This window comes from Corallococcus llansteffanensis, assembly GCF_003612055.1.
Taxonomy (GTDB): Bacteria; Myxococcota; Myxococcia; order Myxococcales; family Myxococcaceae; genus Corallococcus; species Corallococcus llansteffanensis.
Window position 1 is genome coordinate 1 of sequence record NZ_RAWB01000328.1, and the last position, 11,354, is coordinate 11,354.

General features: G+C 69.3%; 9 protein-coding genes and 2 pseudogenes. 5 read left to right on the forward strand and 6 right to left on the reverse strand.

Going from position 1 to position 11,354, the window contains the following annotated elements; translation table 11 throughout:
• Positions 1–180: pseudogene (locus D7V93_RS26685) on the reverse strand (hypothetical protein); the annotation flags it as partial.
• A 127-nt stretch (positions 181–307) separates the two neighbouring features.
• Entirely contained in the window at positions 308–1,501 is a 1,194-nt protein-coding gene (metK, locus tag D7V93_RS26690; protein ID WP_120646082.1) for a methionine adenosyltransferase, read from the reverse strand.
• A gap of 238 nt (positions 1,502–1,739) precedes the next feature.
• Here metK and D7V93_RS26695 point away from each other — a divergent pair, with 238 nt between their 5' ends.
• From D7V93_RS26695 to D7V93_RS26715, 5 genes are all read left to right on the forward strand, one after another.
• Positions 1,740–2,333, forward strand: coding sequence for a Tgt2/MlaC family protein (locus D7V93_RS26695; protein ID WP_120646090.1), 594 nt, complete (start codon positions 1,740–1,742; stop codon positions 2,331–2,333).
• Between the two features lie 116 nt (positions 2,334–2,449).
• The gene (locus D7V93_RS26700) at positions 2,450–4,618 is read left to right on the forward strand and encodes a site-specific recombinase (RefSeq protein WP_120646083.1); all 2,169 of its coding nucleotides are present in this window, start codon (positions 2,450–2,452) and stop codon (positions 4,616–4,618) included.
• Positions 4,619–4,737: 119 nt separating this feature from the next.
• Complete coding sequence (locus D7V93_RS26705; protein WP_120646084.1) at positions 4,738–7,389, forward strand: efflux RND transporter permease subunit; 2,652 nt, start codon at positions 4,738–4,740, stop codon at positions 7,387–7,389.
• Positions 7,390–7,484: 95 nt separating this feature from the next.
• On the forward strand, positions 7,485–8,087 hold the full coding sequence (locus D7V93_RS26710) for an MXAN_6521/LA_1396 family lipoprotein (protein ID WP_120646085.1): 603 nt from the start codon (positions 7,485–7,487) through the stop codon (positions 8,085–8,087).
• A gap of 14 nt (positions 8,088–8,101) precedes the next feature.
• Positions 8,102–8,620 (forward strand): MgtC/SapB family protein, encoded by a 519-nt coding sequence (locus D7V93_RS26715; RefSeq protein ID WP_120646086.1) that lies wholly within the window; start codon positions 8,102–8,104, stop codon positions 8,618–8,620.
• A gap of 23 nt (positions 8,621–8,643) precedes the next feature.
• On the opposite strand, the gene D7V93_RS26720 is transcribed toward D7V93_RS26715, so the two are convergent.
• From D7V93_RS26720 to D7V93_RS47725, 4 genes and pseudogenes are all read right to left on the reverse strand, one after another.
• Positions 8,644–8,973: a hypothetical protein gene (locus D7V93_RS26720; protein ID WP_120646087.1), complete on the reverse strand. Its 330-nt coding sequence runs from the start codon at positions 8,971–8,973 to the stop codon at positions 8,644–8,646.
• A gap of 108 nt (positions 8,974–9,081) precedes the next feature.
• A complete protein-coding gene (ptsP, locus tag D7V93_RS26725) occupies positions 9,082–10,893 on the reverse strand; it encodes a phosphoenolpyruvate--protein phosphotransferase (protein WP_120646088.1) in 1,812 nt (603 codons plus the stop codon).
• Between the two features lie 46 nt (positions 10,894–10,939).
• Positions 10,940–11,218, reverse strand: a complete 279-nt coding sequence (locus tag D7V93_RS26730; protein ID WP_120646089.1) for an HPr family phosphocarrier protein — start codon at positions 11,216–11,218, stop codon at positions 10,940–10,942.
• Positions 11,219–11,250: 32 nt separating this feature from the next.
• Positions 11,251–11,346, reverse strand: a pseudogene (locus tag D7V93_RS47725) (PTS system mannose/fructose/sorbose family transporter subunit IID); the annotation flags it as partial.
• Positions 11,347–11,354 lie beyond the last annotated feature (8 nt).

The following is an 11,354-nucleotide window of genomic DNA, read 5'->3' on the forward strand; positions in this document are numbered from 1 at the left end:
CTCCAATTCCGCCCACCCCTCCATGTCCAGGGGCGTAAGCCCCCGGAGGCCCGTGGGCACCACCACCGCCACCACGTCGTGCCCCCGCGCACGCAGCGACGACGTGAAGTCGTGCGCCACGGCGGGGGCCACGGTGAGCAGCACGATGCGCCAGCCAGACACGGCACCCGGAGTCGGCATGGCCGTGTCCTAACAGGTCGCACCCGGTGTGCGCCCGGGCTCTGACGTCCAGCGAAAATGAAAACGCGCCCGCCCCGGGAGGGACGAGCGCGTGGGGTTCAGACGGAGCGCGCCGGAACCGGGTGCGTCAGACCGCCTTGAGGCGGGGGGTGCGCGTCTTGGTGCTGCCCGCGGCGGCGGCGGCCTCGCGGAGCGCGTCCTTCTTGTCGGTGCGCTCCCAGGTGAACTCCTTGTCGGGGCGGCCGAAGTGACCGTACGCAGCGGTCTTCTGGTAGATGGGCCGCAGCAGGTCCAGGTGCTCCGTGATTTCGCGCGGACGCAGGCCGAACGTCTGGCGCACCGCGCGCGCGATCTGCTCCTCGGGCACGGTGGCCGTGCCGAAGGTCTCCACCATCACGCTGACGGGCTCCGCCACGCCGATGGCGTAGGACACCTGCACCTCGCAGCGGGTGGCGAGGCCCGCGGCGACGACGTTCTTGGCGATGTAGCGGCCCATGTACGCGGCCGAGCGGTCCACCTTGGACGGGTCCTTGCCGCTGAACGCACCGCCACCGTGACGGCCCATGCCGCCGTAGGTGTCGACGATGATCTTCCGACCCGTGACGCCCGAGTCGCCCATGGGGCCGCCGATGACGAAGCGGCCCGTGGGGTTGATGAAGAACTTCGTCTTGTTGTCGATGAGCTTCTTCGGGAGGACCTTGATGATGACGTCCTCGCGGATGGCCTCCTGGATCTTCTTGTTGGAGATCTCATCCGCGTGCTGCGTGGACACCACCACCGCGTCGATGCGGACCGGGCGGCCGTCCTTGTACTCCACCGTGACCTGGCTCTTGCCGTCCGGGCGGATCCACGGGTGGTTCTTGCGGCGCACCTCCGCCAGGCGGCGGGTGAGCGCGTGCGCGTAGTGGATGGGCGCGGGCATCAGCTCCGGCGTCTCGTCGCACGCGAAGCCGAACATCATGCCCTGGTCGCCGGCGCCCTGGTCCTTCTTGTTGTCCACGCCCCGGGCGATGTCCTGGCTCTGGCCTTCGATGGCCACCATGACGCCGCAGGTGTTGCCGTCGTAGCCCATGGAGCTATCGGTGTAGCCGATGCGCGTGATGGTCGACCGGACGATCTTCGGGATGTCCACGTAACAGTTCGTCGTCACCTCGCCCGCGACGATGGCGAGGCCCGTCTTGACGAGCGTCTCCACGGCGACGCGCGCCTGCGGATCCTTGGCGATGATGGCATCCAGCACACCGTCGGAGATCTGATCGGCGATCTTGTCCGGGTGGCCTTCGGTGACGGATTCAGACGTGAACAGGAAGTCGGTAGGCATGTCTTCTCGAGCTTGCGCAAATCCAGTGACGCAGCGCAGGGGGCGGACAGTAAACGTGCAGTCGCAACGGAGTCAAACCTGTAGACAGGCCCGTTTATTCGTCCTCTCCCCGCGAAAGCGGCCCCACCCGATGCGCCAGGTGGGCCTGCCCGCCGGATGAATTTTGTGCGTCGCGGGGCGTTCCCCTGGGCTAACAGGACACGAGCCCTTCTTCAAAAGGCCACCCATCCCTATGAACGTGAACGCCCGCCTCCGCACCCTCCCCTTCCTGGTTGCCCTCACCCTCGCCGTGCCTGCGTTCGCCGCGCCGAAGGCCGCCAACGACGCCATCACCAAGCCGGTGAAGACCGTGGTGCAGTCGGTGCGCTACGAGAAGGACCTCAAGGCCCTGGAGAACCTGGGCGGCGAGCAGCAGGGGCTCTTCCTGCTCGGCGAGGACTGGACCAAGGCCACGGACGCCCAGCGCAAGGAATTCCTCCAGCTCTTCCACAGCCTCTTCGCGAAGATGGCCTTCCCCAAGGTGCGCGAGAACTTCAAGAACCTGGACTCCATCACCTACGACGAGCCGCAGGTGACGGGCGACAAGGCGCTCGTGGGCTCCACCATCTTCATCAACCACCCGCTGAAGAAGCAGGAGATGAAGCTGAAGTACTCCGTGGAGAAGGTGAGCGGCGCGTGGAAGGTCGTGGACGTGTCCGTCCTCGGGGATTCCATGCTCACCGGCATCCGTGACGACCAGGTGCGTCCCCTCTTCAAGGAGGGCGGATGGGACGGCCTGCTGGGGGCCATGCGTGCGAAGAACAATGAACTGGCTTCGGTGAAGCTGAAGTAATCCAGTCAGGGCCGCGTTGAGCAGCCAGGCGACCAGGCCCACGGCCTTCCCCCGGGTTCCGGGGGAGGCTCGGGCCGGGTAGGCTCCGCATCCCCCTCCCCCCGAGCGCCTGGCGAATGACCGTCTCCTCTCCCGCTCCGCAGCTACTGGTCCGCAGCGCGCCGTCCGCGCGCGAGGTGGATGCGTTCTGCGTGCAGTACGCGCCCCGGGCTCCGGGCCACCCCGCCGTGCGGGACCTGTTCCGACTGCTCTCGGAGATCCCCGAGGACGGCCTGGACGCGCGGCTCGCGTGGGTGGAGCGCTGGATGCTCTGGATGCGCGAGCGCATCCCCGCCCAGGGGCTGATGGAGGCGGAGGACGCCACGCTGACCCCCGCGGACTCCCGGCTGCTGCTGCTGGTGCGTGTGCTGGAGGCGGAGGCCCCGCTGCGCGCGTCCGTCACCCGGCTGGTGTCGGGGGTGTGCTCGGGCAGCCGGGGGCTGAAGCTCTTCGCCCAGGTGGGCCTGAGCGGCGGCAACGGCTTCTTCTCCGAACTGACGGACCGCTTCGTGCGCGGCGTGCTGCCCGCGCCGCCGGAGCCGGGCAAGCTGTCGGAGCTGCTCCTGCGCCTGTTCCCGGTGCCGGAGGACGCGAAGTGGCTGGCCGCGCTGTCCCCGGCGCTGCTCGCGCGGCTGACGGCGCTCGTCGGTGACCCGCCGCCGCCCGACCCCTCCCCCATCACGCGCGTGCGCGGCGACCTGATGGACGCGCTGCTGCTGCTCGGCGTGCAGGTGGCGGGCCTGGGGCTGGCCGAGGACGTGCGCGACCGCAGCCCGGAGCTGTCCTTCCGCGCCTCGCCCTTCCTGCGGCTGCGGCTGGTGTGTGACGCGGTGCTGGCGCGCGACGGGGCGCAGGACTCGCTGCGCGACCTGGCGCAGGGCGTGTCGGACTGCCGGCAGGTGGTGGCGTCCGTCACGCGGCACCTGGAGCACTCGGGCGTCAGCGTGGACCTGGTGTACCGGCTGGAGCGCATCCGGCGCGGCCTGGACCGGATGGAGGCCATCGCGCGCGTGCTGGGCACGGCCCGGGGCGAGCCGCGCTGGCGCGAGGCGCTGGTGCTGCTGTCGGACCTCCTGCGGCACGCGCACGCGGACCGCTCCGTGCGCGCGCTGGTGCGGCGCAACGCGCGGCTGCTGGCGCGGAAGATCATCGAGCGCACCGGCAACACGGGTGAGCACTACATCACCGCGACGCCGGGCGAGTTCCACCGCATGGTGCACTCGGCGGCGGGCGGCGGGCTGCTCACCGCGTTCACCGCCGCGCTGAAGTTCTTCCTGGGCGGGCTGTCGCTGGCGCCCTTCTTCGCGGGCTTCTTCGCCGCGCTCAACTACGCCGGCAGCTTCGTGGCGATGCAGTTCCTGGGCTTCACGCTGGCCACCAAGCAGCCGTCCATGACGGCCTCCACGCTGGCCGCCGCGGTGGGCGAGGACTCCGGCCTGGGGTCCGGGAGCGGGCGCATGGAGCGGCTGGCGGCGCTCGTGCCGCGCATCACCCGCTCGCAGCTGGCCGCGGCCCTGGGCAACCTGGGCTGCGTGCTGCCCGCCGCGGTGGCGCTGGCGCTGGGCTTCCAGCTCGTCCGCGGCCACTCGCTCCTGTCGGTGGAGAAGGCCCAGTACGTGGTGGAGTCGCTGCACCCCTGGCACAGCGCCACGCTCTTGTGGGCCGCCTTCACCGGCGTGCTCCTCTGGGTGTCCAGCGTGGCCGCGGGCTGGTTCGAGAACTTCGTCGTCTACCGCCGCCTGCCGGAGGCCCTGGCCCATCACCGCGTGCTGCGCGTGTTCCTGGGCGAGCACGGCGCGCGCCGCGTGGCGGACGGCCTGATGCACCACGCGGCGGGCGTGGGCGGCAGCGTCACCCTGGGCGTGCTCCTGGCCGTGGCGCCGGGCGTGGCCGGCTTCTTCGGCCTCCCGCTGGACGTGCGCCACGTCACGCTGTCATTCGGCTCGCTCGCCTTCGCCGGCTGCACGCTGGGCCCCTCCGGGGTGATGGCGCCGGGCTTCCTGGCGGCCCTGCTGGGGGTGGTCGTCATCGGCATCCTCAACTTCGGCGTGTCCTTCGCCCTGGCCCTGGGCGTGGCCCTGCGTGCCCGGGACGTGCCCTTGCGCGAGGGCCTGCGCTTCCTGGGCGCCGTGGCGGCCCGCTTCCTGCGCCAGCCCGGCCCCTTCCTCATTCCGCCCCGGGAAGACGGCCTGACGGGCGAGCCGGCCCCCCAGGTGGTCCCCCTGGTCGGGCCCCCCGGGCACTGAGGCGTAAGGCGCGGTTATTCCCGGGAGGAGGGAGGCCCCGCCTCGCGTGCAGGTGGGGCGGTCAGGCGTCCCTGGCGCCGCTTCCTGGCGGGAGGGTTTGTCGATAGGGTCCCGCGCCCATGAGCGGCAATCCCTCCTCGCATCCCCCGCCCCGCTTCGCAGTCGCCTACGCCGAGATGCTGGTCCGGCGTCCCGGCACCGTCATGACCGTGCTGTTGCTGCTGCTCGGTCTGGCCGTGTGGGGCACGTCGAAGCTCACCATCAACTCGAACCAGCTCGACCTCATCTCCCAGGATCTCCAGGAGGTGAAGGACGTCAAGCGCGTCATCGACATGGTGGGCGGCAGCGGCTTCTTCATGGTCGCGCTGCGCGGCGACGACGAGGCCACGCTCAAGCGCGTCGCGGACGACCTGGCCGTGATGGTGGGCAAGGACAAGGAGCACGCGCGCTCGCTCACGTACAAGATCCCCGTCGAGTTCGTGCAGCAGAACATGGTGCTCTTCGTGAAGACGGAGGACCTGGCCGAGGGCAAGCGCCGCATCATGGCGTTCCTCAAGGATCAGATCCGCCGCAGCAACCCGTTCTACATCGAGATCAAGAAGACGGAGCCGGTGAAGCTGGACCTGCAGGACCTGGTCGACAAGTACGCGAGCGTCGGCAACAAGAGCATCGCGGACGACTACTACATCTCCCCGGACCGCAAGCTGCTGCTGCTCCTCATCAAGCCGATGTGGGACACCAACCAGATTGGCCAGACGAAGGACTACGTGGAGAAGCTGCGCAAGGACCTGGCGGACTACTCCAAGTCCAACGCCGGTGGCGTGCAGCTGGTGGAGGACTACTACAAGGTCGGCGACAAGAAGACGGTCGCCTACGGCTTCACCGGTTCCTACAAGACGGCGGTGGACGACTCGTACGCCATCGAGGAGTCGCTCCAGCCGGTGACCATCCTGGCGCTGGTCGCCATCTTCGCCATCACCATCGCGTTCTTCCGCAAGTGGGCGCCCACGCTCATCGTGGTGAGCGGCACGGTGGCGGGCACGCTGTACACGCTGGGCTTCACCTACGTGGCGGTGGGTAACCTCAACATGATCACCTCCATCCTGGGCGGCATCCTGATGGGGTTCGGCATCGACTACGGCATCCACTTCATCTTCCGCACCCGCCTGGAGCTGGGCGCGGGCAAGCGCTACGACGTGGCCATCCGCGACGCGGTCATCAACGCGGGCCGTCCGGCGCTGGTGTCCGCGGTGGTGGTGGCGGGCTCGTTCTTCGTGCTGATGGTGAGCGACTTCAAGGGCTTCTCCCAGTTCGGCTTCCTGGCCGGCACGGGCACGCTGGTGCTGGGCTTCACGCTGTTCTCCTGGTGCCCGGCGCTGCTGGCGCTGGCGGGCCACCGGAACCCGGAGCTGCCGCAGAAGCTGATTGGCGTGATGAAGCCGCCGTCGGTGAACAACGCCTCCGGCAAGGAGCTGCGCATCCCGCGTCCGGGCCTGGTGCTGGCGGTGGGCTGCGTGGTGGTGGCGCTGGTGTGCGGCGCGGCCATCCCGTGGAAGGACGGCGAGCCCCCCGCGGGCGCGGACTTCCTCACGCGCCTGCCGTACGGCGTGCGCTTCAACTACAACACCCGCGCGCTGATGCCGGCCAACCAGCCGTCGGTGGTGTTGCAGGATGAAATCAACACGCGCTTCAAGATCGCCAGCGACCCGCTCGCCATCTACACCAAGGACCTGGCGGAGACGGAGGCCCTCTACAAGGCGCTGACGGAGGACCCGAAGAAGCGTCCCACCATCTCCCAGGTGATGAGCCTCTTCACCTTCGTGCCGCCGGAAGGCATCGCGCAGGCGAACACCAAGATCCTGGAGGAGTGGCAGGCGGAGCTGAAGGACATCGACGTGGCGTCGCTGCCGCCGGAGACGCAGGACAAGGCGAAGATCTTCCTGAAGATGCTGGAGGCGCGTCCCTTCGACGTGCACCACGTGCCGGAGATCTACGCCACGCAGTTCCGCCACCTGCCCAGCACCCAGCCGGAGAACCACGGCTACCTCACGTTCATCTACCCGAGCGTGGACCTGTGGGACGGCAAGCAGATGCTCCAGTTCGCGGACCAGACGCGCTCCATCAAGGGCATGGTGACGCCGGGCAAGTTCACGGCCGGCGGGCCCACGGGCGCGCCGGTGGAGATGGAGTTCCGCGCCGCGGGCGCCACGCAGCTGTACGCGTCGCTGGCGCGCATGGTGCTCAAGGACGCGAAGCTCACGATCATCCTCACCGCGCTGTGGATTCTCGCGATGCACTTCGCGGACTTCCGCAACGTGAAGCTGGCGCTGGCGTCGGTGATTCCGCTGACGGTGGGCCTGGCGATGATGCTGGGCTTCATGGCGCTGTTCGACCTGCGCCTGAACTTCATGAACGTCATCATCCTGCCCATCCTGCTGGGCTTCGGCGTGAGCCACGGTCTGTACCTGCTGCACCGCTTCCTGGAGGGCACGTCCCCGCTGGTGGCACTGCGCAGCGTGGGCGCGGCGGTGGCGTCCTCCACCCTGACGGCGGTCGCGGGCTTCGCAGCGCTGCTGGTGGCCGGCCACAACGGCGTGCGCTCCATGGGCATCATCGCCTGCATCGGCCTCATCACCACGCTGCTGGTGTCCTTCACGGTGCTGGCGGCGGTGATGCAGCTCATGCACGACAAGCGGCAGCGTGACGCGGCCCGCTCACAGTCGAACGGTTCGGCTTCCGGCGGCGACGCGTCCTCCACACGCGCGGCCTGACAGCGCGGAAGAAGCGCTTAATATCCGCCCCGGACTTCGGCCCCGCCTTCCCTTCCAGGGGAAGCGCGGGGCTTCTTCTTGAGGAGCTTCAAGCCATGGGGACGTTCAAGCGACTGGGGCCGGTGCTGGGCCTGATGATGCTGGCCGGCTGCGCGACGGTGAAGAGCCAGCGGCTGCGCGAGGACTACGAGACGGTGGACCGCAAGCAGGTGAAGCGGCTGGCGGTGGTGACGCAGCCGTTCCCGCAGGGCCAGCAGTACGTGGGGGACCTGTGGAGCCTCATCGCGCGGCAGTGGCTGAACCAGAACCGGGACTACCTGGTGAAGGCCAACACGTCCCTGCCCGAGCGCCCCACCGACGCGACCTTCAAGGACCAGTGCGTGGAGGGCATCGAGGGCGTTCTTTGGCTGGATCCGCAGGTGAAGCGCGTGGGTGACGGCGCGGAGGTGGCGGTGAAGGCGCAGCTCTTGCGCTGCCGCGACGGCCAGGAGGTGTGGGCCGCGGAGGCCGCGGGCAGCTGGGACTCCAAGGACAAGAAGTACAACGAGCGCGCGGAGCAGTACGTGAAGGAGCTGGGGCCGGACGTGGAGCCCTACGTCGTCCCTTCGTACAAGCTGCTGGTGGCGACGCTGGACACGTTGCCCAATCCCGAACTGAACGAGGCGGACAAGGACGAGAAGATCGACCTGGGCGAGTAGCGTCACGCCCCAGCGTGGATCCCCTCATCCTCATCGGTCGGTTGGTGCTGGCCACGTTCCTGGGCGGGGTGCTGGGCGTGGAGCGCGAGGTCCGCAACCAAGCCGCGGGCCTGCGCACGCACACGCTCGTCGCGCTGGGGGCATGCTGCTTCACGCTCGCCAGCGTGTACACGGAAGCCGTGCTGGGTCCGTCCGCGAACCCCGGGGCGCAGGCGGACATCAGCCGCATCGCCAGTCAGGTGGTGGTCGGCATCGGCTTCCTGGGCGCGGGCGTCATCATGCGCCACGGCGGCTCCGTGAAGGGGCTCACCACCGCGGCCAACCTCTGGGTGACGGCGGCGGTGGGCCTGGCCAGCGGGCTGGGCCTGTACGTGGTGGCGGGCGCCACCACGGGGCTGGCCCTGCTGTCGCTGGCGCTGCTGCGGCCCCTGGCCCGGGTGCTGACGCCCCAGCGCGGACGCCACGGCGGCAGGGTCGACGAAAATGGGAAGGACGGGCCCCCCGCGAATGGCGAGGACTCCCGTCCCGAGTGAAGCCGCGGCCGTGAGGAGGGCCGCTACTCCATGGGCACCAGCGCGCCCGTCAGGTCGTGCGTGTAGGCCACCGGGCGTTGGGGCTTCAGGGTGTCGGCGGAGTCGTCCGCCGCGTCCTCCGCTTCGCCTTCGACCAGCACGGCGCCCGGCAGGTGCGCCAGGTCCCGGCGCAGGTAGACGTCATCCCCGTCCAGGTCCGCGACGTCGGAGAACCGCACCGGGTATTCCTTTCCGAAGACCCGCCCCTTGCCGATGGTGAAACCCCGGGGATCCACCGCGACGATGCCACCGAGCGCTTCGCCGTCCCGGTCCCGCACCGTCATCCCCCGCTGAACGTCCGTTGGCTTGAACACGCTGCTGCCTCCTGCATTCGTGTCCGGCGAAGGTATGCACCCACGCTGGAAACGGCGACCCCCTCCCCCGGAGCTCCGGAGCCCCGGAGCCGAGGGGCCCTTCGGAGCCTACAGGGACGAGTCGGGCTCCCTGTCGTGCCCGCCCGACAGCAGCGAGCCCTCCGGACCGCTGAAGCGCCGGTCCATCTCCATGCGCACGTAGCGTTCAATCTCCTCCGCCGTCGTCAGCTCCATGGCGCCCTGGAGCATCTCCACTGCCTCGTGGCGGCTCACCCGTCGCATCAGCCGCTTCACCACCGGAATCTGCCCGGACGTCATCGACAGCTCGTCGAAGCCCATCGCCAGCAGCACCAGCGTGAAGAGGGGGTCGCCCGCCATCTCGCCGCACATGGACACGGGGATGTTGGCGGACTTCGCCGCGCTCACGATGCCCTGGAGCATGCGCAGCACCGACAGGTGCAGCGGCCGGTAGAGGTACGCCACCTCGCGGTTCTGGCGGTCGATGGCGAGCGAGTATTGGATGAGGTCGTTCGTCCCGATGGAGAAGAAGTCCGCCTCCTGCGCGAGCCGGTCCGCGATGGTCGCCGCGCTGGGCGTCTCCACCATGATGCCCACCGGGAAGCGCTTGCCCACCGGCACCCCGGCACGCCCCAGCGCCGTGCGGCACGCCTCCAGCTCGCTCCGGGCCTCGCGCAGCTCGCTCACCCCGCAGATGAGGGGGAACATCAGCCGCATGTTGCCGTGCACGCTCGCGCGCAACAGCGCCCGCAGCTGCACCCGGAACAGCTCCCGGTTGGACAGACAGTAGCGGATGGCCCGCAGCCCCATGGCGGGGTTGGGCTCCTTCTCGTGCTTCGTCTTGCCCGGCACCTTGTCGCCGCCCAGGTCCAGCGTGCGGATGGTGACGGGACGGCCGCCCATCGCCTCCAGCACCTGCTTGTAGGCGCGGTAGTGCTCCTCTTCCGTGGGCGCCGTCTTCCGGTCCAGGAACATGAACTCCGTGCGGTACAGGCCGATGCCCTCCGCGCCGTGCGCCAGGAGCGAGGGGATCTCCTCCAGGAACTCCATGTTGCCGTTGAGCCGGATGCGGAAGCCGTCCGTGCTCACCGCCGGCTGCTCCTTCGTCGCGAGCGCCAGCTGCTCGCTCTCCTGGTAGCGCCGCTGCTCCTCTCGGAAGAGCGCGAGCTGGTCCTCGGACGGGTTCACCAGCACCACGCCGCGCGTGCCGTCCATCGCGACGAGGTCGCCCGGCGAAATCTGCTCGCTCGCGCGACCGGCGCCCACCACCGCGGGCGTCTCCCGCGCGCGGGCGACGATGGCGGTGTGGCTCGTCTGGCCGCCCAGGTCGGTGACGAAGCCCGCGACGCGGCCACTCCGGGCCATCATCGCCGCGTCCGCCGGCGGCAGGTCGTGCGCCACGACGATGGCCTCCGCGGGGACCTCCACCTCCTCGTCCACCACCTGGCCCATCAGGTTGCGGATGATGCGGTCCGCCACGTAGTCCACGTCCGAGCGACGCTCGCGGAAGTACTCGTCCGGGATGTTGTCGAACAGGTGCTTTATCTTGCGGGCCGTGCGGCGCACCGCCCACTCCGCGTTGATGCGGTCCTCCACGATGAGCCGGTTGACCTCGTCCACGAGCATGGGGTCGTGGAGCATCAGCCGGTGCGCTTCCAGGATGAGGGCGTGGTCGCTGCCCTCCGTGCGGGTGATCTGATCCTTCAGCTCCGCGAGCTGGCGGTCGGACAGATCAATCGCGGTCTTCATCCGCATCCGCTCCGGCTCGACCTCGGCGTCGGCGAGGCGGAGCTTGGGGGTGCGGATGCGCTTGCGGTCCAGGATGAAGGCATGGCCCACCGCCACGCCCGGAGAGGCGCCGATGCCCGTCAACCTGAGTGTGGGGGTGGCCTGGCTGCTCACGGTTCGTTCCCTGCCCTCGCGGGGAGTCTAACTGCAACGGCACCTGTCATTGCGCCTCGCCAAAGCGATCCGCGATGAGCTTTTTCAATTCGGACAGGCACGCGTCCGCGTCCTCGCCCTTGCAGGTGATGGTCACCTTGACGCCCTGCCCCGCCGCGAGCATCAGCACGCCCATGATGGACTTGGCGTTGGCGCGGTTGCCCTCCGCCGCGATGAACACTTCGCTCTTGAAGCGGTTGGCCACCTTGACCATCTGCGCCGCGGCCCGGGCGTGCAGCCCCAGCGCGTTGACGATCTCGAATGTCCCTTCGGCCTCGCTCGCCATCGCGACTCCCACCCCTGCTGATGTTCGTACACTCAAAGAAAGGCACCCGCCGCGCAGGCCAATCCCGCCGCGACGTAGAGGACCACGTAGGTGGGGACCCGCCGGTCGACGAGCACGTAGGCCCCCACCTACGTGG

What these genes read in the sequence shown, in the direction of transcription:
- metK (WP_120646082.1), bottom strand. Translation starts at nt 1,501, where the DNA reads ATGCCTACCGACTTCCTGTTCACGTCTGAATCCGTCACCGAAGGCCAC.
- D7V93_RS26700 (WP_120646083.1), top strand. Translation starts at nt 2,450, where the DNA reads ATGACCGTCTCCTCTCCCGCTCCGCAGCTACTGGTCCGCAGCGCGCCG.
- D7V93_RS26705 (WP_120646084.1), top strand. Translation starts at nt 4,738, where the DNA reads ATGAGCGGCAATCCCTCCTCGCATCCCCCGCCCCGCTTCGCAGTCGCC.
- D7V93_RS26710 (WP_120646085.1), top strand. Translation starts at nt 7,485, where the DNA reads ATGGGGACGTTCAAGCGACTGGGGCCGGTGCTGGGCCTGATGATGCTG.
- D7V93_RS26730 (WP_120646089.1), bottom strand. Translation starts at nt 11,218, where the DNA reads ATGGCGAGCGAGGCCGAAGGGACATTCGAGATCGTCAACGCGCTGGGG.